The sequence below is a fragment of the Escherichia sp. E2562 genome (genome assembly GCF_005781075.1).
Classification (GTDB): Bacteria; Pseudomonadota; Gammaproteobacteria; order Enterobacterales; family Enterobacteriaceae; genus Escherichia.
Map to the genome: position 1 here is coordinate 1 of NZ_VATM01000003.1, position 23,887 is coordinate 23,887.

Below are 23,887 nucleotides of genomic sequence, written 5' to 3' on the forward strand. Positions count from 1 at the left end.
TGTGTGAAGTGATTCACATCTGCCGTGTCGATGGAGGCGCATTATAGGGAGTCAGCTCAGGAAGACAAGCGGAAAAATGCATTTTTATTTCAACCGCTCATCTTTTAGTCACTACACCGATTTTTGCTGCTTTTTTATCGCTTGCGGCAGGTCTGCCAGGCTATTTAACACCCAATCCGCCGCCGTTTCTGCTTCAGGGGTAATAGGTTTACCCGTACGCACCAGCACTTTTGTTCCCACGTTCGCCGCAGCCGCTGCCTGCATATCTTCTAATTTATCGCCCACCATATAAGAAGCGGCCATATCAATATGCAAATAATCGCGTGCCGACAAAAGCATCCCCGGATGTGGTTTGCGGCAGTCGCAGACCTGGCGAAACTCTTCAACACTACCCTGCGGATGATGCGGGCAATAATAGATGCCATCCAGATCAACATCGCGGTCCGCCAGCGACCAGTCCATCCACTCGGTCAGCGTTTCAAACTGTGCTTCAGTAAATTTACCGCGAGCAATGCCAGACTGGTTGGTTACTACCACCAGCGCGAAGCCCATTTTTTTTAGCTCGCGCATGGCGTCAATAACACCGTCGATAAATTCAAAGTTGTCGATCTCATGGACATAGCCGTGATCGACATTAATGGTGCCATCACGGTCAAGAAAAATTGCGGGTACGCTCTTCGCCACCTTTTATAGCTCCTTAATAAGGCATGTGACGCTAGTATCGCATGTTTCGACCAGCAAGAAAGTGCTCTTCGCATAAACCTGATTGATTTAGACGTCTGGATGCCTTAACATCCATTTCATTGACGGCTTTGCCCGTTCCTGGCATTCGAAATGCCACGACTAACTTAATGACGATAATAAATAATCAATGATAAAACTTTCGAATATCACCAAAGTGTTCCACCAGGGCACCCGCACCATCCAGGCGTTGAACAACGTCAGCCTGCATGTGCCAGCTGGACAAATTTATGGCGTTATCGGTGCCTCAGGCGCGGGTAAGAGTACGCTTATACGTTGTGTAAACCTGCTGGAGCGCCCAACCGAGGGTAGCGTGCTGGTCGATGGCCAGGAGCTGACCACGCTGTCAGAATCTGAGTTGACTAAAGCTCGCCGCCAGATTGGTATGATTTTCCAGCATTTTAACCTGCTCTCTTCGCGTACTGTTTTTGGCAACGTGGCTCTGCCGCTGGAGCTGGACAACACGCCGAAAGACGAGATCAAACGTCGCGTGACGGAATTGCTGTCATTGGTTGGTCTTGGTGATAAACATGATAGCTATCCGTCGAACCTTTCCGGTGGGCAGAAACAGCGTGTGGCGATTGCCCGTGCATTAGCCAGCAATCCCAAAGTATTGCTGTGTGATGAGGCCACCAGCGCGCTGGACCCGGCAACGACACGTTCTATTCTCGAACTGCTGAAAGATATCAACCGCCGTCTGGGTTTGACGATTCTGTTGATCACCCACGAAATGGACGTTGTGAAGCGCATTTGTGATTGCGTGGCGGTCATCAGCAATGGCGAACTGATCGAGCAGGACAAGGTCAGTGAAGTGTTCTCGCATCCGAAAACGCCGCTGGCGCAAAAATTTATTCAGTCGACTCTGCATCTGGATATCCCGGAAGATTACCAGGAACGTCTGCAAGCGGAGCCGTTCACTGACTGCGTGCCGATGCTGCGTCTGGAGTTTACCGGTCAGTCAGTCGATGCCCCACTGCTCTCCGAAACCGCGCGTCGTTTCAACGTTAATAACAACATTATTAGCGCGCAGATGGATTACGCCGGTGGCGTTAAGTTCGGCATCATGCTGACTGAAATGCACGGCACACAACAAGATACGCAAGCCGCCATTGCCTGGCTGCAGGAACACCATGTAAAAGTAGAGGTACTGGGTTATGTCTGAGCCGATGATGTGGCTGCTGGTTCGTGGCGTATGGGAAACGCTGGCAATGACCTTCGTATCCGGTTTTTTTGGGTTTGTGATTGGTCTGCCGGTTGGCGTTCTGCTTTATGTCACGCGTCCGGGGCAAATTATTGCTAACGCGAAGCTGTATCGTACCGTTTCTGCGATTGTGAACATTTTCCGTTCCATCCCGTTCATTATCTTGCTGGTATGGATGATTCCATTTACCCGCGTTATTGTCGGTACATCGATTGGTTTGCAGGCAGCGATTGTTCCGTTAACCGTTGGTGCAGCACCGTTTATTGCCCGTATGGTCGAGAACGCCCTGCTGGAGATCCCAACCGGATTAATTGAAGCTTCCCGCGCAATGGGTGCCACGCCAATGCAGATCGTGCGCAAAGTGCTGTTACCGGAAGCGTTGCCAGGTCTGGTAAATGCGGCAACTATTACCCTGATTACCCTGGTCGGTTATTCCGCGATGGGTGGTGCAGTCGGTGCCGGTGGGTTGGGTCAGATTGGCTATCAATATGGTTACATCGGCTATAACGCGACTGTCATGAACACGGTACTGGTATTGCTGGTCATTCTGGTTTATTTAATTCAGTTCGCAGGCGACCGCATCGTCCGGGCTGTCACTCGCAAGTAACGTTCAACACAACATAAATAATTGAAGAAGGAATAAGGTATGGCGTTCAAATTCAAAACCTTTGCGGCAGTGGGAGCCCTGATTGGATCACTGGCACTGGTAGGCTGCGGCCAGGATGAAAAAGATCCAAACCACATTAAAGTCGGCGTGATTGTTGGTGCCGAACAGCAGGTTGCAGAAGTCGCGCAGAAAGTTGCGAAAGACAAATATGGCCTGGACGTTGAGCTGGTAACCTTCAACGACTATGTTCTGCCAAACGAAGCATTGAGCAAAGGCGATATAGACGCCAACGCCTTCCAGCATAAACCGTACCTTGATCAGCAACTGAAAGATCGTGGCTACAAACTGGTCGCAGTAGGCAACACTTTTGTTTATCCAATTGCTGGCTACTCCAAGAAGATCAAATCACTGGATGAATTGCAGGATGGTTCGCAGGTTGCCGTGCCAAACGACCCAACTAACCTTGGCCGTTCTCTGCTGCTGCTGCAAAAAGTGGGCTTGATCAAACTGAAAGATGGCGTTGGCCTGCTGCCGACCGTTCTTGATGTTGTTGAGAACCCAAAAAATCTGAAAATTGTTGAGCTGGAAGCACCGCAACTGCCTCGCTCTCTGGACGACGCGCAAATCGCTCTGGCAGTTATCAATACCACCTATGCCAGCCAGATTGGCCTGACTCCAGCGAAAGACGGTATCTTTGTCGAAGATAAAGACTCCCCGTACGTAAACCTGATCGTGACGCGTGAAGATAACAAAGACGCAGAGAACGTGAAGAAATTCGTCCAGGCCTATCAGTCTGACGAAGTTTACGAAGCAGCAAACAAAGTGTTTAACGGCGGCGCTGTTAAAGGCTGGTAATTTTTAGGCTGTTTCCACAATTTGTAATATCATTCAGGACGGGCGCTTGCCCGTCTTGTCATTTTTACAAGCTCCTGATTCAATATTGACGTTTTGATCATACATTGAGGAAATACTATGCGTGCTTTACCGATCTGTTTAGTAGCACTCATGCTAAGCGGCTGTTCCATGTTAAGCAGATCCCCTGTCGAACCCGTTCAAAGCACTGCACCCCAGCCGAAAGCGGAGCCAGCAAAACCGAAAGCGCCGCGCGCCACACCGGTCCGAATTTATACCAATGCAGAAGAATTAGTCGGCAAACCGTTCCGCGATCTCGGTGAAGTCAGTGGCGACTCTTGCCAGGCCTCTAATCAGGACTCTCCGCCAAGCATTCCAACCGCGCGTAAGCGGATGCAAATCAACGCTTCTAAAATGAAAGCCAATGCGGTATTACTGCATAGCTGCGAAGTCACCAGCGGTACGCCAGGCTGCTATCGTCAGGCTGTATGTATCGGTTCTGCGCTTAACATTACGGCGAAATGAGCAGTTTCCAGTTCGAGCAAATAGGCGTTATTCGCTCGCCCTATAAAGAAAAATTCGCCGTTCCGCGCCAGCCAGGTCTGGTAAAAAGCGCCAACGGCGAACTGCATCTCATTGCTCCCTACAACCAGGCCGACGCCGTGCGCGGCCTGGAAGCGTTCAGCCATTTATGGATCCTTTTCGTCTTTCATCAAACGATGGAAGGCGGCTGGCGCCCAACTGTGCGTCCGCCTCGTCTTGGTGGTAATGCCAGAATGGGCGTTTTCGCCACACGCTCTACTTTCCGTCCTAATCCGATTGGTATGTCGCTGGTAGAGCTGAAAGAGGTTGTTTGCCATAAAGACAGCGTGATTCTGAAGCTTGGCAGTCTGGATCTGGTCGATGGGACGCCAGTGGTGGATATCAAACCGTATCTCCCCTTTGCCGAATCGCTTCCCGATGCCAGCGCCAGCTATGCGCAAAATGCGCCAGCGGCAGAAATGGCGGTGAGCTTTACCGCAGAGGTCGGAAAGCAGCTTTTGACACTGGAGAAGCGTTATCCGCAGTTAACGCTGTTTATCCGCGAAGTACTGGCGCAGGACCCGCGCCCGGCCTATCGTAAAGGTGAGGAAACGGGCAAAACCTATGCCGTCTGGCTGCATGATTTTAACGTTCGCTGGCGCGTCACCGACGCAGGTTTTGAAGTCTTTGCGCTGGAACCGCGTTAAATTCACGCCCTTCTCTTTTGACATTTCTTTTGCACTGGTAAACTAAATCACTTTTTTTGTCCCAGGCTCGCCTTGAGCCTGTTCTACCTTCCAACTGGAACCGTAACAACATGCGTACTAGCCAATACCTGCTCTCCACTCTCAAGGAGACACCTGCCGACGCCGAGGTGATCAGCCATCAGCTGATGCTGCGCGCCGGGATGATCCGCAAGCTGGCCTCTGGGTTATATACCTGGCTGCCGACCGGCGTGCGCGTTCTGAAAAAAGTCGAAAACATCGTGCGTGAAGAGATGAACAACGCCGGTGCGATCGAGGTGTCGATGCCGGTGGTTCAGCCAGCCGATTTGTGGCAAGAGAGTGGTCGTTGGGAACAGTACGGTCCGGAACTGCTGCGTTTTGTTGACCGTGGCGAGCGTCCGTTCGTACTCGGCCCAACTCATGAAGAAGTTATCACTGACCTGATTCGTAACGAGCTTAGCTCTTACAAACAGCTGCCGCTGAACTTCTATCAGATCCAGACCAAGTTCCGCGACGAAGTGCGTCCACGTTTCGGCGTCATGCGTTCCCGCGAATTCCTGATGAAAGATGCTTACTCTTTCCATACTTCTCAGGAATCCCTACAGGAAACCTACGATGCAATGTATGCGGCCTACAGCAAAATCTTCAGCCGCATGGGGCTGGATTTCCGCGCCGTACAGGCCGACACCGGTTCTATCGGCGGTAGCGCCTCTCACGAATTCCAGGTGCTGGCGCAGAGCGGTGAAGACGATGTGGTCTTCTCCGACACCTCTGACTATGCAGCGAACATTGAACTGGCAGAAGCTATCGCGCCGAAAGAACCGCGCGCTGCTGCTACCCAGGAGATGACGCTGGTTGATACGCCGAACGCGAAAACCATCGCGGAACTGGTTGAACAGTTCAATCTGCCGATTGAGAAAACGGTTAAGACTCTGCTGGTTAAAGCGGTTGAAGGCAGTAGCTTCCCGCTGGTTGCGCTGCTGGTGCGCGGTGATCACGAGCTGAACGAAGTTAAAGCAGAAAAACTGCCGCAGGTTGCCAGCCCGCTGACTTTTGCGACTGAAGAAGAAATTCGTGCCGTGGTTAAAGCCGGCCCGGGTTCACTGGGTCCGGTAAACATGCCGATTCCGGTAGTGATTGACCGTACCGTTGCGGCGATGAGTGATTTCGCTGCTGGTGCTAACATCGATGGTAAACACTACTTCGGTATCAACTGGGATCGCGATGTCGCTACCCCAGAAATTGCGGATATCCGTAACGTGGTGGCTGGCGATCCAAGCCCGGATGGTCAGGGTACGCTGCTGATCAAACGTGGTATCGAAGTCGGTCACATCTTCCAGCTGGGTACCAAGTACTCCGAAGCACTGAAAGCCTCCGTACAGGGTGAAGATGGCCGTAACCAAATCCTGACAATGGGTTGCTACGGTATCGGGGTAACGCGTGTGGTAGCTGCGGCGATTGAGCAGAACTACGACGAACGCGGCATCGTATGGCCTGACGCTATCGCGCCGTTCCAGGTGGCGATTCTGCCGATGAACATGCACAAATCCTTCCGCGTACAAGAGCTTGCTGAGAAACTGTACAGCGAACTGCGTGCACAAGGTATCGAAGTGCTGCTGGATGACCGCAAAGAGCGTCCGGGCGTGATGTTTGCTGATATGGAACTGATCGGTATTCCGCACACTATTGTGCTGGGCGACCGTAACCTCGACAACGACGATATCGAATATAAATATCGTCGCAACGGCGAGAAACAGTTAATTAAGACTGGTGACATCGTCGATTATCTGGTGAAACAGATTAAAGGCTGATGCCAGAAAGGGTCCTGAATTTCAGGGCCCTTTTTTACATGGATTGTATAAAATGGATAAACTAAAGGCGTACTGCCGCCAGCTTCTCCCCTGCTTTCTTTTACTTTCGGCCTGTACCGTTGATATCAGCCAGCCAGACTCCTCTGCCACAGCGGTAGATGCCGAGGCAAAAACATGGGCAGTTAAATTCCAGCATCAAAGCTCTTTCACCGAACAATCAATAAAAGAAATAACGGAACCAGATCTCAAACCCGGCGATTTGCTTTTCTCCTCAAGTCTGGGGGTAACCTCATTTGGGATCCGCGTTTTCAGCACTTCCTCTGTGAGTCACGTTGCAATCTATCTGGGTGATAATAACGTTGCAGAAGCGACAGGCGCTGGCGTCCAGATTGTTTCCCTTAAAAAAGCGATGAAGCACAGTGATAAGCTTTTCGTTTTACGAGTCCCGGACCTTACCCCGCAGCAAGCCACAGAAATCACCGCGTTCGCCAACAAAATCAAAGATAGCGGGTATAACTATCGCGGCATTGTCGAGTTCATTCCATTTATGGTGACCCGCCAGATGTGCTCACTGAATCCTTTTTCCGAGGATTTTCGCCAACAGTGCGTCAGCGGCCTGGCGAAAGCGCAGTTAAGCAGTGTGGGCGAAGGAGGCAAAAAGTCGTGGTTTTGTTCGGAATTTGTCACTGATGCATTTGCCAAATCCGGGCATCCGCTTACGCTGGCGCAGTCAGGTTGGATTAGCCCTGCCGATCTGATGCATATGCGTACTGGTGATGTCTCTGCGTTTAAGCCAGAAACGCAGTTACAGTATGTTGGGCACCTGAAGCCTGGGATTTATATCAAGGCGGGTCGCTTTGTTGGGCTGACCAAGTGATAAAAGCCAGCCTCGTGTGCAAAATGCCGGATGCGGCGTGAACGCCTTATCCGGCCAACAAATCGTGCCAATTCAAAATATTGCATTATATGCTGTAGGCCTGATAAGCGCAGAGCATCAGGCATTTTTTCGTTTGTTTCTGTCTCAAGACGGGTTACAGCCCCAAACTACTGCAATCCTTGTTCGGGTAAAATTTACCCGCCGTATCGGGCGCTAATAATTTGGTCGGCGCACCGGTATCCGGATTAACCTCCAGCGTAAAGTGACCTTCAACTGACAATAACACCGGTTTTTCACTGTTACCACGAGCCGCCAGATAGCCACGCTCCAGCTCTGCGTTATTCGCCACCATAAAACGTTTTCCGGTCGCGCAATCAGTAAAAGTTGCTGCGTCTGCCATATAGAAATACATGCCACGCAGGGTCATCGGCGTCATTGGCATGCTCGATTTTGCCGGTTCCAGCGTGTAGTTGAACTGCGATTCAATCGGATTGCCTTCGCGATCGAGCATCTCCAGCGCATCCCCTTTCGCCCGATAATATGACTTTTCGCCTTTACTGTCGGTTAATACCAGCTTGTCGGCAGTTCGCGCCCATGTACCGTAAGAGGCAAAGGATGAAGGCTCTTCACGAGCGCCAAGATAGCGTTCGTTCATCACCCAGGTTCCATCTTTTTCGAGGAACAGAGAGGTTTCGATCCCTTCGCAATCGGCACACGGCAGCACGCCGCGCCAACTTTGCGGCATCGGTTTCAGTTCGGCAGCCTGCGCCGGAGAAAGCGTATCGACTTCGGCCCGATTGTTACATCCCATCAGAGTAAAGAGGCTGATTACAGCCATCGCTGTCACTATCGCTTTTCTCACCATCCATTCCTTCTTTTTACTCCCGACCGCTGCGCACTTTGCCGCGCATCGCCTTCACGCTTGATTTTTGTGCCTTCGATGCCAGCCTGCGCTCTTTTGATGCGCGGGTGGGCCGCGTGGGTCGTCGGGCTTTTTGTTCTGTTGTTAATTCTTTAATCACTGCCACCAACCGGGCCAGCGCCGCTTCGCGGTTGAGCTCCTGACTACGGTATTCCTGCGCCTTAATGACAATCACGCCATCGCTGCTGATTAAATGATGGCTGGCGGCAAGCAGGCGCTCTTTGTAATACTCTGGCAGGCTGGACGCCCGAATGTCAAAACGCAGATGAATGGCCGTTGAGGTCTTATTGACATGCTGCCCACCCGCGCCCTGTGCACGAATAGCAGTGATCTCAAGCTCGTCATCGGGGATAGCAACATGTCGGGAAATCACAATCATGAAGGTTGTTGCCAGGCGGTTAAGTTCACTTCCAGATTATTCTTATCATCCGATAACCAGATCACGCCATCCTGAATCGTTGCCTGCAGCGTCATGGTACGATCGGCAAAGGCACTCACTTTCGCCAGCTGCTCGTCGTCCAGATACCAGACGGAAAGATTGGCAAACTGCGCACATTTGCTCTGATTTTGCTGCCACCAGATTTGCGCCGCCCGACTATTATAGGCAAACAGCGCCACTTCTGCGGCCTGAGTGCAGGCTTTCTTAATCCGTCGCTCATCCGGCAGCCCCAGTTCAATCCACAAATCAATGCCCAGGTGATCGTTACGCAGCCACGCTTCCGGCTCATCATCGGCACACAAACCTCGGGTAAATTGCAGACGTTCATCAGCATATTTCAGCCACGCCAGCAGGCGCAGCATCATGCGCTCCTGAGTTTCTGAAGGATGGCGCGCCAGCGTCAGAGAGGCATCGAGAAACTGGTTGCGGTCGAGATCGGCCACATTAACCGTCGCTTTATAAATTGTCGCTTTAAGCGCCATAAGAAAACTCCTTTCGAATCAGGAGGCCATTGTAACGGAATACGTGCAGTTGCGGCGCTGATATTGCAGAAATGAGTGTGGTATAGTCACCTTGCGAAACAGAGTTTATCTTCGTAGGCTTAGACTTGCATCCACGGTTAAGTCAGAGTGCTGACAGGAGGGCATGTGGAAAAATATTGTGAGTTAATACGCAAGCGGTACGCGGAAATCGCCAGCGGAGACTTAGGATACGTTCCGGACGCGCTGGGCTGCGTTTTGAAAGTGCTGAATGAAATGGCTGCCGACGACGCCCTTTCTGAGGCTGTCAGGGAAAAAGCAGCATACGCTGCGGCAAACTTACTGGTGAGCGATTATGTCAATGAATGATACGTATCAACCAATCAATTGTGATGATTACGATAATCTTGAGCTCGCCTGCCAGCATCATTTAATGCTGACACTTGAGCTGAAAGATGGCGAAAAATTGCAGGCGAAGGCCAGCGATTTAGTCTCCCGCAAAAATGTGGAGTATCTGGTCGTCGAGGCCGCTGGCGAAACCCGCGAGCTACGTCTGGATAAAATTACCAGCTTTAGCCACCCGGAAATCGGTACGGTGGTAGTGAGCGAGTCCTGATTGACTTTCGCCGGATGCGACGTTTGAAGCGTCTTATCCGGCTTTCACTTAACTAAGCGTTTTCTGCCAGACAAAACTTACGCCCTTCTCATCTTCAGCCACACCTTCTTGCGTCACAAATACCCCTGCCGCCGCAATCAGCGTTTCGCCATAAAACAGCAGCGGCGTGGTGTCACGCAGCCACGGCGGTACGCCCAATTCCTGCCAGATTTTCTTTAGCTTACGCCCGCCGTTGCGCCCGACAATATGTAGCAATCCTGGCGCTTTAAAACGCACGCTGACCGCTTCGTCTGCACGTGGAGGGCGAATTTCCCCGCCCGCAGTAAGCTGCACGCTGCCTAGCCCCGCCGGTAATTCCAGCGGTTGTAGCCACGTCTGCCACGGCACAATGGTTTCGCTTTGCCCGGCGACGGATTTAATCCACCACAATTGCGACTGATAGCGGCGGATTTCAAACGCGCCAAAACGTAAACAGGGGGAAGCATCTTCCCGCGCCAGCGCCACTTCCTGCCAGATCCGCCCCAGCGCGTCGCGGGAAGGCATTGGGGCATTCAGCCCTGCCAGCCAGCGGCGGATAATCGCGGCGCGACGGGCATCACTCATCGCCAGCATTGGCGCAATCTGCAGCGTCCTTTGCGGCGTTTGGCAGTGCGCTAAATCATCCGCCAGCAGTTCATCCAGCAGGCTCTCTTGTTCGGCGCAAAGTGCGGCACTTCGGGCCGTCGCTTCGGCAAAATGTGGCCAACGCTGCTGCAATAACGGCACCACGCGCAGGCGCAGGAAGTTACGATCGTAGGAATCGTCCTGATTACTTTCGTCTTCAATCCAGCGTAAACCATGCGCCAATGCCCACTGCGCCAGTTCTCCCCGCGTACGGGCGAGCAACGGACGGATAAGCCGCGTTCCGGCAAACTCCGAGACTTCCCCCATAGCCGAAAGCCCGGCGGGGCCGCTTCCGCGTTTTAGCGCCAGCAGAAAGGTTTCACATTGATCGTCAAGATGTTGCGCTGTGACCAGCACTTCGCCAGGTAACAAGGTGCGGGCAAATGCCTGATAACGCGCCTGCCGCGCCTGGGCCTCAATGCCTAACCCCTCTTGCGCAAGCTGCACACGCTCAACCACCAGCGGCACCTGCCACTGCTGGCAGATATTTTCACAATGTTTCACCCAGGCATCAGCATTGGCACTTAACCCATGATGCACATGGATAGCGCGCAAAGCGACGCCCGGATTTTCCGCCCGCCACAGCACCAGTTGATGCAGCAGAACGGTAGAGTCAAGCCCGCCGCTAAAGGCCGCCAGAATCTGGCGTGAGGTGAGAAGTTGTGTATTCAGTGTGAGTGTCATGATAGCGCGATTTTACAGTAGCGATGCCCGGCACGTTACCGGGCAAATGCAGTAATGACAAGCCTTACTGCTCATACAGTTCCAGCGGCAGCCCGTCAGGGTCGTTAAAGAACGTGAAGCGTTTTTGCGTGTATGGATCGACACGTATCGCTTCACATTTCACGTTATTGCTTTCCAGGTGCGCCACTGCCGTATCGATATCATCAACGCTAAAAGCCAGATGGCGCAGGCCGCAGGCTTCCGGTCGACTGGGTCGTTGCGGCGGAAACGGAAATGAGAAAAGCTCAATCACGTACTGCCCGTTAAGTGCCAAATCCCCTTTCCACGAATCTCGCGCTTCACGATAGACTTCGCTTTGCAACGTGAAGCCGAGAATGTCGCAGTAAAAAGCTTTGCTCACCGCATAATCCGTCGCAATAATCGCAATATGGTGAACCTGTTTTAACCCCAACATAGAATCTCCTGCATTGATATGATACGCACGTGCATCGCTATATATTGATAATACGCACAAATTACAGGAAAGATGAATCAGACATTTACACTGACTTTAAAACAACATCTCAAACGCCTGTAATAGCGGTTGAGATGCGGTTTGGTGAAGCGCTTTGCGGGAGATTACTCTGCGCTATTCTTGCTAACACTCTCGGCAATGCGGCGCAAATATTCGTTATTCTTAAACGCTATCATAATTAATTCGAAAGTCATACGACAGCTTATAAGACCAATGACGGTATAAGCTAACCCTAAGATAATGTTTCCGCTAAATATGGAGAAGACACCGCCTATCAGTGTCAGCACCATAGCCAGCCAGTAAAAAAACACCAGAACACGCGGCATAAGAAGATGATCAAATCCTAAAATTGCTTTCATATTTTATCCTTAAAAATTCTATGAGATTGATAAATTTATATTATTTTTGACCACTGTGTATATTGGTATATGCCTCCGAAATCGGAGTTATCAACATGAGTTCAAGAATTTTATAGCAGGGGAAAACGAAAGTAAGATTATCTAAATGTATTTATAATATGACTAAATAAACTACATAGAAAAAAAGGCCACCGAAGTGACCCTTTTCAGAATATTTGCTGATTACGCGTAGCCGTAGCTCATCAGGCGCTGATAACGACGATTTTTTAAATCTTCAGTGCTTAACACGTCGAGATCGGCCAGATCCGCCAGCAGTTGCGCTTTCAAAGACGCCGCCATCGCTTCCGGGTTACGGTGAGCGCCACCCAGCGGTTCCGGGATGATGGAGTCGATCAGTTTCAGTTCTTTCAGGCGCGGAGCGATGATACCCATCGCTTCAGCCGCCAGCGGCGCTTTGTCGGCGCTCTTCCACAGAATGGACGCACAACCTTCCGGCGAGATAACGGAATAGGTGCTGTATTGCAGCATATTCACTTTATCGCCCACGCCAATCGCCAGCGCGCCGCCAGAACCACCTTCACCGATAACGGTACAAATAGTCGGTACACTAAGGCGAGACATTTCACGCAGGTTGCGCGCGATGGCTTCAGACTGACCGCGTTCTTCTGCGCCCACGCCCGGATAAGCTCCAGGAGTGTCGATAAAGGTGATGATTGGCATCTTAAAGCGTTCAGCCATTTGCATCAGACGCAGAGCTTTGCGGTAACCTTCTGGTGCTGGCATACCAAAGTTACGGCGAATTTTTTCTTTGGTTTCACGACCTTTCTGATGACCAATGATCATCACCGGACGACCGTCAAGACGTGCGATACCACCGACGATAGCTTTGTCATCTGCATACGCACGATCACCAGCCAGTTCGTCAAATTCATCAAATGCCAGGCGAACGTAATCCAGGGTATAAGGGCGCTGTGGATGGCGTGCCAGTTGGGCAATCTGCCATGCGCCGAGATCGGCGAAGATTTTACGTGTCAGTTCTACGCTTTTTTCACGCAGACGATGCACTTCTTCATCGATGTTAATATCCAGTTTCTCGTCCTGACGGCTAACCGCAGTCAGAGAATCGATTTTCGCTTCCAGCTCTGCAATCGGCTGTTCAAAATCAAGGAAATTCAGACTCATAGTATTCCTGTATTAGTCAAACTCCAGTTCCACCTGCTCCGAACCAATGAGGCCACGGAGATCGTTTAACAAACGATCGCTCGGAGAGACACGCCACGTCGCGCCAAAACGCAACCGCGCGCGTGCATCCGCCCTCTGATAGTAGAGATGTACTGGAATTGTCCCAGAGCGGTGGGGTTCCAGAGACTGACGGAGTCGGTTTAAAAGCTGGTCATCAATTTGCCTGTCCGTCAGCGAGATAGCAAGCCCGCGAGCATATTTTTCCCGGGCTTCGTCAATATCCATCACTTCGCGAGCGGTCATTTTAAGCCCACCGCTGAAGTCATCAAAGCTGACCTGTCCGCTGACGATAAGTATGCGGTCTTTTTCCAGCAATTGCTGGTATTTATCCAGGGCGTCTGTAAACAACATCACTTCCAGGCGCCCGGAACGGTCATCCAGCGTGCAGATACCGATACGATTGCCGCGCTTGGTGACCATAACCCGCGCGGCAACAACGAGCCCCGCAGCCGTGGTGACTTTACCACGTTCTGTCGGGTGCATGTCTTTCAGCCTTACGCCTCCGACATAACGCTCAATCTCTTTTAAATACTGATTGATGGGGTGGCCCGTCAGGTACAGCCCCAACGTTTCACGTTCCCCATCTAACACCACCTGCTCCGGCCAAGGCTGGCAGCTGGCGTAGGATTGTTCAATTTGTTCCGGCTCTTCGGCCAGCACGCCGAACATATCGGCCTGACCGATGGCTTCCGCTTTCGCGTGTTGATCTGCCGCTTTTAACGCATCGCCCAGCGAGTTCATCAGCGCCGCGCGGTGTGGACCCAGACGGTCAAACGCCCCGGACATGATCAGTTTTTCCAGCACTCGCCGGTTTAACTTTTTGGTGTCGGTACGAGCGCAGAGATCAAACAGTTCGCGGAAATAGCCGCCTTTATTTCGGGCTTCGATGATGGCCTCAATCGGACCTTCACCTACCCCTTTGATCGCGCCAATACCATACACGATTTCGCCGTCGTCGTTGACGTGGAAATGGTAAAGACCGGAGTTTATATCTGGTGGCAGGATTTTCAGCCCCATCCGCCAGCACTCATCCACCAGGCCCACCACCTTCTCGGTATTATCCATATCGGCGGTCATTACCGCCGCCATAAACTCCGCCGGATAGTGCGCTTTCAGCCATAACGTTTGATATGACACCAAAGCATAGGCCGCAGAGTGCGATTTGTTAAATCCGTAACCGGCGAATTTTTCCACCAGATCGAAGATTTTCATCGCCAGTTCGGCGTTGATCCCGTTCTTTTCTGCACCTTCAGCAAATACAGAACGCTGCTTAGCCATCTCTTCCGGCTTTTTCTTACCCATCGCACGACGCAGCATATCCGCGCCACCAAGGGTATAACCAGAAAGCACCTGGGCAATCTGCATGACCTGTTCCTGATACAGGATGATGCCGTAGGTTGGCTCCAGTACCGGTTTCAGGCTTTCATGCTGCCACTGTACGTCCGGATAGGAAATCTCTTCGCGACCATGTTTACGGTCGATAAAGTTATCCACCATCCCTGATTGCAACGGGCCGGGGCGGAACAGTGCCACCAGTGCGATCATATCTTCGAAGCAGTCAGGTTGCAGACGCTTGATCAGGTCCTTCATGCCGCGCGATTCAAGCTGGAATACCGCCGTGGTTTCCGAGCGTTGCAGCATGTCGAAGCTTTTCTTATCATCCAGCGGGATCGCGGCGATATCCAGCGGCGGCTCGCCATTCTTCGCTCGCCGCTTGTTGATCATCTCCAGCGCCCAGTTGATGATGGTGAGCGTACGCAGGCCGAGGAAGTCGAACTTCACCAGCCCGGCGTATTCAACGTCGCTTTTATCAAACTGGGTGACCGGATGTTTGCCCTCTTCATCGCAATAAAGTGGCGCAAAATCAGTAATTTTTGTCGGCGCGATAACCACCCCACCGGCGTGCTTACCGGCGTTACGGGTGACCCCTTCCAGTTTGCGCGCCATGTCGATCAGCGCCTTAACTTCTTCATCCGCTTCGTAGATTTCCGGCAGCTGTGGCTCAGCTTCAAACGCTTTTGCCAGCGTCATCCCCGGATCGGGCGGGATCAGTTTCGAGATACGGTCGACAAAGCCGTACGGATGCCCCAGCACGCGGCCTACGTCGCGGATCACCGCTTTCGCCGCCATCGTACCGAAGGTGATGATCTGCGATACCGCATCACGACCGTACATGTCTGCCACGTGTTCGATCACCTGATCGCGTTTCTCCATACAGAAGTCAACGTCAAAGTCAGGCATGGAGACACGTTCCGGGTTAAGGAAACGTTCGAACAGCAGGTCAAATTCCAGCGGATCGAGGTCGGTGATTTTCAGCGCGTAGGCCACCAGTGACCCTGCACCGGATCCACGGCCCGGCCCTACCGGTACGCCGTTATCTTTCGACCACTGGATAAATTCCATAACGATGAGGAAGTAGCCCGGGAAGCCCATCTGGTTGATAACCTGAAGTTCAGTCTCCAGACGTTCGTCATATTCCGGGCGGCGCTTAAGACGTTCTTCCTCATCAGGGAATAAAAAGGCCAGACGCTCTTCCAGGCCTTCTTTTGCACGCTTGACCAGATAATCTTCGGTGCTCATGTCCCCGGTCGGGAACTGCGGCAGGAAGTATTCACCAAGACGCACGGTTACGTTACAGCGTTTGGCGATCTCAACGGTGTTGGCAAGGGCTTCGGGGATGTCGGCAAACAGCTCGCACATCTCCTCTTCGCTACGCATATATTGCTGCGGCGAATAGTTACGTGGGCGTTTGGGATCGTCGAGGGTAAAGCCGTCGTGGATCGCGACGCGGATTTCGTGTGCATCAAAGTCGCTGCTGTCGATAAAGCGCACGTCGTTGGTCGCCACGACGGGCAAACCGCGCGCTTCCGCCAGTTCCACCGCCGCGTGCAAATAGCTTTCTTCGTCCGGTCTGCCAGTGCGAATCAGTTCGAGAAAATAGCGATCCGGGAAGTGTTCTTCATAAAACGCGACACACTCGTCCACCAGTGCGCTGTTACCACGCAAAAGACTGCGTCCGACGTCGCCCATGCGCCCGCCAGAGAGCAAAATCAGCCCTTCGTTTAATTCGATAAGCCAGTCGCGATCGATGATCGGTCCGGCGGCACCGTAACCGCGCTGATACGCTTTTGAGATCAGCAACGTCAGATTCTGATAGCCGGTATTGTTCGCCGCCAGCACCGTCAGGTGGGTTAACTCATCACCCAATAAGTCGCACTGGACATTAAAATCCGCCCCGACGATGGGCTTAATCCCTGCGCCATGTCCCGCTCCGTAGAACTTCACCAGACCGCAAAGGTTGGTGAAATCGGTGATCGCCAGCGCAGGCATACCCAACGCCGCCGCCTTTTTTACCAGCGGCGCGGTTTTGGCCAGGCCATCGATCATCGAGTAGTCGCTGTGCACCCGCAGGTGTACGAAACGTGGTTCAGACATCTTCAGATTCCGGTTTACTTAATCTCGACACAAGAATCAGGACGCAAGTCCCAGTGCGCGTTTGACAGGCCCAAAACTGCGACGATGATGTTCAGTCGCGCCATATTCAGCCAGTTTTTCCAGATGAAAAGCGGTTGGATACCCTTTGTGTTGGGCAAAGCCATATTGTGGATAAACGATGTCCAGCGCCGCCATTTCAGCGTCGCGCGTCACTTTCGCCAGGATAGACGCAGCACTGATTTCCGGTACGCGGCTATCGCCTTTAACTACAGCCATCGACGGCATCGGTAATTTCGGGCAGCGGTTACCATCAACCAACACATATTCCGGCGCAATATGCAGCCCAGCGACGGCACGCTGCATCGCCAGCATGGTCGCGTGTAAAATATTCAGTTCGTCGATTTCATGAGGTTCCGCACGGCCCAGGCTCCAGCTTAACGCTTTCTCTTTGATCTCTTCACAGAGCGCAAGACGACGTTTTTCACTTAGCTTTTTGGAATCATTCAACCCGACAATCGGGCGCGCCGGATCGAGGATCACGGCAGCGGTAACGACCGCGCCAACCAACGGCCCGCGCCCAACTTCATCCACACCTGCAACCAGATTCGTGTGCGGATAGACAAATTCGATCATTGTGCTAACTCCAGAACGGCTTGTGCCGCCTGCTCATCGGCATTGCAGCGGATCTGCTGATGCAACTCGCGGAAGGTGTCGTGCATCGCGTGGCTGGTTTTCCCGTTCGCCAACAGCGGTAACAGCGACTCAGCCAGTTTTTGCGGCTCACACTCTTCCTGCAATAATTCTTTAACTAACTCTCTGCCCGCCAGCAGGTTTGGCAGCGAGACATAATCGGTTTTCACCAGCCGCTTCGCCAACCAGAAGGTGAAAGGCTTCATGCGATACCCCACCACCATCGGGCATTTCGCCAGCATGCACTCCAGTGCAGCCGTACCCGATGCCAATAGCGCCGCATCGCTGGCGACCATCGCCTCACGGCCCATTCCATCCAGCATATGAACCGACAGGTCTGGCGCGACTTCAGCTTTGATGCGTTCAAACTGCTCACGGCGTTTGGCATTTACCAGCGGCACCACGATCTCCAGATCAGGGTACGTCTGGCGCAAAAGCTGGGCAGTTTTCAGGAAATCGGCGCTAAGCATCTCAACTTCCGCGCCACGACTTCCCGGCAACAATGCCAGACAGTGGGCATCGTGAGGGATCCCCAGCACATCACGCGCGGCGTTTTTATCTGGATCTAACGGCATGGCATCAGCCATGGTGTGACCGATAAAACGGCACGGCACGTTATATTTGTCATAAAACGCTTTTTCGAAAGGCAGAAATGCGAGCACCAGATCGGTGGCTCTGCCTATTTTGAAAACGCGTTTCTGTCGCCACGCCCAGACGGACGGACTGACATAATGAATGGTTTTGATACCCTGCTTTTTAAGGTTACCTTCAAGGGTAATATTGAAGTCAGGCGCATCAATACCGACAAAAACATCTGGCTTCAGTTCGCCAAAACGCTTTGTCAGATCGGCACGAATATGCAGTAAGCGACGCAGACGCCCGAGCACTTCAACAATGCCCATCACCGCCAGCTCTTCCATTTCGTACCAGGCTTCGCAACCTTCGGCTTGCATTCGTGGCCCGGCAACACCAACAAAGCGGGCATTGGGCACACGTTCTTTCAGAGCACGGATTAAACCGGCCCCCAGGATATCGCCGGAGGTTTCTCCGGCGACCAGGGCAATCGTTAATGGACGCTGTTCAGTCATTAACGAATCAGACCGCGCGTTGAGCGTGCAAAAAAATCGGTAAACGCTTTCACTTCCGGATATGTTTCCGCCAGTTCAGCAATTTCCGGTTTCACTTCATCGAGCGTTTTACCGCTGCGATAAATCAGCTTATACGCATTGCGGATAGCGGTAATCGCCTCACGGCTGAATCCGCGGCGCTTCAGCCCTTCGATATTGACACCGAACGGTGTTGCATGGTTACCCTGCGCAATGACATAAGGAGGGACGTCCTGCGCCACACCAGAGCAACCGCCTACCATCACGTGCGCACCAATGATGCAGAACTGATGGACTGCGGTCATGCCGCCGATGATCGCGAAGTCGTCTACCGATACGTGACCCGCCAGCGTTGCGTTGTTGGCGAGAATGCAGCGGTTACCTACCGTACAATCGTGCGCAATATGCGCGTTGATCATCAGTAAGTTGTCGCTGCCCACCTTCGTCAATCCACCGCCCTGGACCGTGCCACGATGAATGGTGACGCTTTCGCGAATGCGGTTACGATCGCCGATTTCCACGCGGGTCGGTTCGCCAGCATATTTCAGATCCTGGTTAACTTCACCGATGGAGGCGAACTGATAAATCTCATTGTCGCGGCCAATTTTAGTATGACCATTCACGACAACGTGAGATTTCAGTACGGTACCCTCACCAATTTCGACATGGGGTCCAACGATACAAAAAGGACCAATGTGGGCGTTAGCGCCAATCGACGCGCCCTCTTCCACAATGGCAGTTGGATGCACAAAGGCGGATTTATCAATCACGTATCAGGCCTCCCGGCTACGAGCACACATCATCGTTGCTTCGCAAACTACTTTACCGTCGACCAGAGCAACCCCTTTAAAACGGGTCAGGCCGCGGCGCGTTTTTTCGAAAGTGACTTCCATGATCATTTGATCGCCTGGCACGACCGGGCGCTTGAAGCGCGCTTCGTCAATACCGGCGAAGTAGTACAGCTCACCCGGTTCCAGTTTTCCTACGCTTTTAAACGCCAGAATACCTGTTGCCTGTGCCATAGCTTCCAGAATCAGCACACCCGGGAAAATCGGTTTTCCAGGGAAATGGCCCTGGAAGAATGGCTCATTGACAGAGACATTTTTTACTGCGCGCAGAAAACGACCTTCTTCAAAATCCAGCACGCGATCCACCAGTAAGAACGGGAAACGGTGCGGCAGAAGTTCTAAAATCTCTTCAATCTGCAGAGTATGAGTGTTAGTAGTCAAGATACTCTTCCTGTCAAAATATAAGAAACGACAATAATAACACGGCCTGCCGCAATCGTAAGAATGAGACAGGCCGTAAAGTTTGGCGAACAAAAGATGGAACGTTAGTCTTGTTGATTAACCTTGCGCTCAAGCGACTTCAGACGCTTGCTCATGTCATCAATGTTCATCACCAGTGCAGCGGTTTTGCGCCAGACTTTGTTGGGTTGCAGCGGAATGCCTGAGGAATAGACGCCTGGTTCAGTGATGGGACGCATCACCATACCCATGCCCGTAACCGTCACTTTATCGCATATTTCCATATGCCCGTTGATTACGCTGGCACCGCCGATCATGCAGTAACGACCAATTTTCAGGCTGCCCGCCATAATGACGCCACCGGCAACCGCCGTATTGTCGCCAATCACGACGTTATGTGCAATCTGGCACTGGTTATCAATGATCACGCCATTGCCAATAACGGTGTCGTCCAGCGCACCGCGATCGATGGTGGTACATGCGCCGATCTCCACGCGATCGCCAATAATTACGCGACCAATCTGCGGGATCTTCACCCAGTTACCACGATCGTTGGCATAGCCAAAGCCGTCTGCGCCTACCACAGTTCCGGATTGGATCAGGCAATTCTGACCAATCTGGATCTCATGGTAAATCGTCACGTTCGCCCAAAGACGCGAACCTGCACCGATTTTGCTGTTTTTACCAACGAAGCAACCGGCGCCGATAACCACGTTATCGCCCAGTTCAACGCCGGACTCAATCACCGCGTTAGCGCCAATTGATACGTTGTTACCCAGCTTCGCCGTCGCGTCGATCACTGCACTCGGTGCAATGTTTTGCGCGGGCTGTGGCGTGGTATCTAAAATTTGCGCCATGCGCGCGTAAGTCAGGTAGGGATTCTTCACTACCAGCGCGGCACTTTTCGCGAAAGGGAGATCGTCCTGAGTCATGACAACCGCGGACGCCTGGCACAAGCCTAAATGTTCACGGTATTTAGGGTTAACCATGAACGTGATGTGACCTGTTTGTGCAGATTGCATGGACGCAACGCCGGTGATGACGATATCGCCATCACCGTGTAGTTCTGCATCCAACTGCTGCGCTAAATCAGCCAGTCGAATTGAAGGCATTACTTATTTAACCTGTTTCAGTACGTCAGCAGTGATGTCTTTTACATCGCTGCTGTTGTAAGCAACGGCGTTTGCGTCAACAACCAGATCGATGCTCTGGCTGCTGGCAACGGATTTCACAGCAGTCTGGATACGAGTAACCAGTTTACCGCGTTCTTCGTTGGAACGACGTGCACGATCCTGCTCAAAAGCCTGCGCTTTCTGAGCAAAAGTCTGGCGCTGAGCCATCACGTCTTTTTCCAGCTTAGTGCGATCGCTGCCGGCTTTCATGGACTGCAGCTTTTTCATTTTAGCTTGCAGATCAGTTTCCATACGCTGCAGTTCGCTGGCACGGCCTTTGAACTCATTTTCCAGCGTGTTAGAAACACCGGTTTTCTGTGCTACCTGCTGAAACAGGCTGCCCATATTGACGATTGCAATTTTGTCAGCCGCCTGAGCAGAAGTTGCCAGTGCTAAACCGAGACCTGCCGCTAATAACCACTTTTTCACAATAAACTCCTTACCATCCCATTTGCACCGGAAGGTGCAGTTCTTTGCGTGGCCCGGCGATCTTATCGAGATCGCCTAAAGTCATCGCTACACTACCACTACATTCCTTTGTGGAGAACACTTACCAGGTTTTACCAATGTTAAACTGGAACTGTTCAGCCTTGTCTCCATCGTACTTTTTGAACGGCTGGGCGTAGGAGAACACCAACGGCCCCAATGGGGACATCCATTGTAATGCGATACCCGCAGACATACGGATATTGCTTGGATCACTATAGTCCGGATATCCAGAGTACTGACTTGAATCCCAGTTAGTATCCCAAACGGTACCCATATCCCAGAAGAAGGAGGTACGGACCGAGTTGGCATACTTATCGCTAATGAACGGCGTCGGAGTGATGAGTTCCAGGCTGGCAACCGCCATAGCGTTCCCCCCGATTGCATCATCCGATTTACACAGGTCGGTTGCACCGTCCTGAGTTGCACATTCATAATCGTAGTCCGGATTATAATCACTGGCCTGATGCGGGAAGTAAACCGCTTTCGGACCGATGGTATTGGACTGGAAGCCACGCACGGTGCTGGAACCACCTGCATAGAAGTTTTCATAGAACGGCATTTCTTTGCCGCCTAAACCATCACCGTAGCCCCAACGAGTACGACCCAGAACAACCCATTTGTGATCGTCGTCGATCGGCACATAGGTCGCCGTGTCTAACGTCACTTTATAGTATTCGTTATCCGATCCCGGAATGGTCACTTTACCGGTCAGGTTGACACGGGAACCATCCGTCGGGAAGTAACCACGGTCGAGCTTGTTATAGGTCCAACCATAGTTAAACGTGAAATCGTCCGTTTTGAAGCTGTTATCCTGATCAGAGGTGTTTGGATGCTCACCCATAGAGTAGAGATAACGCCACATCGCAACCTGCGGCTGCATGTTGGACAGGGAGTTATGGACATAACCCAAACCCGCACGTAGCGAGTTATATTCGTTGATCGGGAAGCCCAACGTCACGTCTGTACCATAACTCTTGTTGGTATAGTCGGACAGGTCAGCGTCATCTGCCTGGAAGTCATTATAGAAGACACGACCGCCAAGGCTTACACCATCTACAGTGAAGTACGGGTTGGTTACCGACAATTCAGCATAGGTCTGGTAATCGTTTTTGGTCCCGTTGATACCAACAGCATAACCGGTACCTAACCAGTTATCCTGCTGCACGCCAGCCTGGAAGCTCACACCACTTTCAGTACCGTAACCGATACCAAAGTTGAAGCTACCGGTGTTGCGCTCTTTTACCTTGTAGACCACGTCAACCTGGTCCGGGCTACCCGGAACACGTTGGGTATCGGTATCAACCGTTTCAAAGAAGCCCAGACGATTCAGACGTTCTTTACCCTGATCGACCAGATCGCTGCCTAACCAGGCACCTTCCATCTGGCGCATTTCGCGGCGCAGGACGGCATCTTTCGAGGTGTCGTTACCTTCAAAACGGATCTTACGTACGTAGAAACGGTTACCCGCATCAACGTTCACACGTAATTTAACGGTTTTGTCGGCGTCGTTGATTTCAGGCATCGACTGCACGCGCGGATAGGCATAACCGTAGCGACCGAGAAGTTTTTTAATGTCATCTTCCATTTTGGTCACTTTGGTGCCGTTATACAGCTCACCCGGCTCGATCTTAGTCAACTGTTCGATTTCCGCAGAGTGCCCGGCAAGGTTACCGCTCACTTCAACGCCAGAGAGTTTGTACTGATCGCCTTCGGTGATGTTTACCGTGACGTAGATACCTTTTTTATCTGGAGTCAGACTGACCTGGGTAGAGTCGATGTTGAAACGGGCATAACCGCGATCCAGATAGTAGCTGCGCAGGGTTTCAAGGTCGCCCGCCAGTTTCTGTTTCTGGTATTTACGATCGCCTACCACGTTCCACCACGGCACTTCGTCACGCAGTTGGAAATGAGAGATCAGTTCGTCGGTGGTGAAAGCATGATTACCAACAATGTTGATTTGCTGGATTTCAGCTGACACACCTTCCTGGAACACCAGTTTTAGGTCAACACGGTTACGCGGCAGTGGGGTCACGACAGCTTTTACGCTGGCGCTGTATTTACCGACGCTGTAGTAGAAGTCTTCCAGACCTTTCTCGATATCGGCAATGGTGGTGCGATCGAGGGATTCCCCCACTCGCACGCCAGAAGCCTCGAGGTTTTGCTTCAGCATGTCATCTTTCACCGATTTGTTACCGGAGAAAGTGATGCTGGCAATCGTCGGACGTTCTTTTACCTGAACCAGAAGGGTATCACCATCACGAAGGACGCGAACATCCTCAAAGTTGCCGGTAGCAAACAGAGCGCGAATGGTATTACTGATATCTTCATCATTAACCGTGTCGCCTGTGCGCACCGGCATACTGAGGAGGGCCGCACCAACGGCGACACGCTGAAGGCCTTCGAAATGAATGTCTTTCACTACGAACCCTTCAGCACCGTATACGGTGGCGCTGCTAAACAGCAGCGACGCTATGAGCAACTTTTTCATCGCCAT

The 23,887-nt window shown here is 52.1% G+C and carries 25 protein-coding genes; 9 read left to right on the forward strand and 16 right to left on the reverse strand.

Annotation, left to right across the window (positions count from 1 at the left end):
• Positions 1-111: 111 nt before the first annotated feature.
• Entirely contained in the window at positions 112-684 is a 573-nt protein-coding gene (gene gmhB, locus FEK43_RS03940) for a D-glycero-beta-D-manno-heptose 1,7-bisphosphate 7-phosphatase (protein WP_130205052.1), read from the reverse strand.
• A 187-nt stretch (positions 685-871) separates the two neighbouring features.
• On the opposite strand from gmhB, the gene metN reads away from it, so the two are divergent.
• The 7 genes from metN to FEK43_RS03975 all read left to right on the forward strand — a co-directional run bounded on the left by metN (position 872) and on the right by FEK43_RS03975 (position 7,336).
• Entirely contained in the window at positions 872-1,903 is a 1,032-nt protein-coding gene (metN, locus tag FEK43_RS03945; RefSeq protein WP_000593990.1) for a methionine ABC transporter ATP-binding protein MetN, read from the forward strand.
• Positions 1,896-2,549 carry a methionine ABC transporter permease MetI gene (locus FEK43_RS03950; RefSeq protein WP_001294600.1) on the forward strand — a complete coding sequence of 218 codons (654 nt, stop codon included), beginning with the start codon at positions 1,896-1,898 and terminating at the stop codon, positions 2,547-2,549. The genes metN and FEK43_RS03950 overlap by 8 nt, the downstream gene beginning before the upstream one ends.
• Before the next feature lie 39 nt (positions 2,550-2,588).
• Positions 2,589-3,404, forward strand: coding sequence for a methionine ABC transporter substrate-binding lipoprotein MetQ (gene metQ, locus FEK43_RS03955; RefSeq protein ID WP_000874224.1), 816 nt, complete (start codon positions 2,589-2,591; stop codon positions 3,402-3,404).
• 117 nt (positions 3,405-3,521) lie between these two features.
• Positions 3,522-3,926, forward strand: coding sequence for an Rcs stress response system protein RcsF (gene rcsF / locus FEK43_RS03960; RefSeq protein WP_001202329.1), 405 nt, complete (start codon positions 3,522-3,524; stop codon positions 3,924-3,926).
• On the forward strand, positions 3,923-4,630 hold the full coding sequence (gene tsaA / locus FEK43_RS03965; protein WP_135406080.1) for a tRNA (N6-threonylcarbamoyladenosine(37)-N6)-methyltransferase TrmO: 708 nt from the start codon (positions 3,923-3,925) through the stop codon (positions 4,628-4,630). The genes rcsF and tsaA overlap by 4 nt, the downstream gene beginning before the upstream one ends.
• Before the next feature lie 110 nt (positions 4,631-4,740).
• Complete coding sequence (gene proS / locus FEK43_RS03970) at positions 4,741-6,459, forward strand: proline--tRNA ligase (RefSeq protein WP_001260707.1); 1,719 nt, start codon at positions 4,741-4,743, stop codon at positions 6,457-6,459.
• A 52-nt stretch (positions 6,460-6,511) separates the two neighbouring features.
• Positions 6,512-7,336, forward strand: coding sequence for a YaeF family permuted papain-like enzyme (locus tag FEK43_RS03975; protein ID WP_135406079.1), 825 nt, complete (start codon positions 6,512-6,514; stop codon positions 7,334-7,336).
• 154 nt (positions 7,337-7,490) lie between these two features.
• Here the strand turns inward: FEK43_RS03975 and nlpE are convergent, their stop codons facing one another.
• Genes nlpE through FEK43_RS03990 form a run of 3 tightly spaced genes read right to left on the reverse strand, consistent with a single transcriptional unit; the run spans position 7,491 to position 9,179 of the window.
• Positions 7,491-8,201 carry an envelope stress response activation lipoprotein NlpE gene (nlpE, locus tag FEK43_RS03980; RefSeq protein WP_130205044.1) on the reverse strand — a complete coding sequence of 237 codons (711 nt, stop codon included), beginning with the start codon at positions 8,199-8,201 and terminating at the stop codon, positions 7,491-7,493.
• A 13-nt stretch (positions 8,202-8,214) separates the two neighbouring features.
• Positions 8,215-8,637, reverse strand: coding sequence for an alternative ribosome rescue aminoacyl-tRNA hydrolase ArfB (arfB, locus tag FEK43_RS03985; RefSeq protein WP_130205042.1), 423 nt, complete (start codon positions 8,635-8,637; stop codon positions 8,215-8,217).
• Positions 8,634-9,179, reverse strand: a complete 546-nt coding sequence (locus FEK43_RS03990; RefSeq protein WP_001185282.1) for a YaeQ family protein — start codon at positions 9,177-9,179, stop codon at positions 8,634-8,636. The genes arfB and FEK43_RS03990 overlap by 4 nt, the downstream gene beginning before the upstream one ends.
• 165 nt (positions 9,180-9,344) lie before the next feature.
• Here FEK43_RS03990 and FEK43_RS03995 point away from each other — a divergent pair, with 165 nt between their 5' ends.
• Together FEK43_RS03995 and rof are read left to right on the forward strand one after the other, a co-directional pair.
• Entirely contained in the window at positions 9,345-9,545 is a 201-nt protein-coding gene (locus FEK43_RS03995) for a YaeP family protein (RefSeq protein ID WP_000417058.1), read from the forward strand.
• Positions 9,532-9,792, forward strand: coding sequence for a Rho-binding antiterminator (rof, locus tag FEK43_RS04000; RefSeq protein ID WP_000062312.1), 261 nt, complete (start codon positions 9,532-9,534; stop codon positions 9,790-9,792). The genes FEK43_RS03995 and rof overlap by 14 nt, the downstream gene beginning before the upstream one ends.
• Before the next feature lie 48 nt (positions 9,793-9,840).
• On the opposite strand, the gene tilS is transcribed toward rof, so the two are convergent.
• The 12 genes from tilS to bamA all read right to left on the reverse strand — a co-directional run bounded on the left by tilS (position 9,841) and on the right by bamA (position 23,887).
• On the reverse strand, positions 9,841-11,139 hold the full coding sequence (gene tilS / locus FEK43_RS04005; protein WP_135406078.1) for a tRNA lysidine(34) synthetase TilS: 1,299 nt from the start codon (positions 11,137-11,139) through the stop codon (positions 9,841-9,843).
• A 64-nt stretch (positions 11,140-11,203) separates the two neighbouring features.
• Positions 11,204-11,593, reverse strand: a complete 390-nt coding sequence (locus FEK43_RS04010; protein ID WP_130205038.1) for a VOC family protein — start codon at positions 11,591-11,593, stop codon at positions 11,204-11,206.
• A 164-nt stretch (positions 11,594-11,757) separates the two neighbouring features.
• Positions 11,758-12,012 carry a DUF4282 domain-containing protein gene (locus FEK43_RS04015; RefSeq protein ID WP_130205036.1) on the reverse strand — a complete coding sequence of 85 codons (255 nt, stop codon included), beginning with the start codon at positions 12,010-12,012 and terminating at the stop codon, positions 11,758-11,760.
• 222 nt (positions 12,013-12,234) lie between these two features.
• On the reverse strand, positions 12,235-13,194 hold the full coding sequence (gene accA, locus FEK43_RS04020) for an acetyl-CoA carboxylase carboxyl transferase subunit alpha (RefSeq protein ID WP_000055746.1): 960 nt from the start codon (positions 13,192-13,194) through the stop codon (positions 12,235-12,237).
• A 12-nt stretch (positions 13,195-13,206) separates the two neighbouring features.
• Positions 13,207-16,689: a DNA polymerase III subunit alpha gene (dnaE, locus tag FEK43_RS04025; RefSeq protein ID WP_135406077.1), complete on the reverse strand. Its 3,483-nt coding sequence runs from the start codon at positions 16,687-16,689 to the stop codon at positions 13,207-13,209.
• Between the two features lie 36 nt (positions 16,690-16,725).
• The gene (gene rnhB / locus FEK43_RS04030; RefSeq protein WP_130205032.1) at positions 16,726-17,322 is read right to left on the reverse strand and encodes a ribonuclease HII; all 597 of its coding nucleotides are present in this window, start codon (positions 17,320-17,322) and stop codon (positions 16,726-16,728) included.
• Positions 17,319-18,467 (reverse strand): lipid-A-disaccharide synthase, encoded by a 1,149-nt coding sequence (gene lpxB / locus FEK43_RS04035; protein WP_130221597.1) that lies wholly within the window; start codon positions 18,465-18,467, stop codon positions 17,319-17,321. The genes rnhB and lpxB overlap by 4 nt, the downstream gene beginning before the upstream one ends.
• Entirely contained in the window at positions 18,467-19,255 is a 789-nt protein-coding gene (gene lpxA / locus FEK43_RS04040) for an acyl-ACP--UDP-N-acetylglucosamine O-acyltransferase (RefSeq protein ID WP_000565966.1), read from the reverse strand. Before lpxA ends, lpxB begins: the two co-directional genes overlap by 1 nt.
• A 3-nt stretch (positions 19,256-19,258) precedes the next feature.
• On the reverse strand, positions 19,259-19,714 hold the full coding sequence (gene fabZ / locus FEK43_RS04045) for a 3-hydroxyacyl-ACP dehydratase FabZ (protein WP_000210739.1): 456 nt from the start codon (positions 19,712-19,714) through the stop codon (positions 19,259-19,261).
• Positions 19,715-19,818: 104 nt separating this feature from the next.
• Positions 19,819-20,844, reverse strand: coding sequence for a UDP-3-O-(3-hydroxymyristoyl)glucosamine N-acyltransferase (gene lpxD, locus FEK43_RS04050; protein ID WP_064524990.1), 1,026 nt, complete (start codon positions 20,842-20,844; stop codon positions 19,819-19,821).
• 3 nt (positions 20,845-20,847) lie between these two features.
• Positions 20,848-21,333: a molecular chaperone Skp gene (gene skp / locus FEK43_RS04055; RefSeq protein ID WP_000758958.1), complete on the reverse strand. Its 486-nt coding sequence runs from the start codon at positions 21,331-21,333 to the stop codon at positions 20,848-20,850.
• Between the two features lie 121 nt (positions 21,334-21,454).
• Positions 21,455-23,887: an outer membrane protein assembly factor BamA gene (bamA, locus tag FEK43_RS04060; RefSeq protein ID WP_130205028.1), complete on the reverse strand. Its 2,433-nt coding sequence runs from the start codon at positions 23,885-23,887 to the stop codon at positions 21,455-21,457.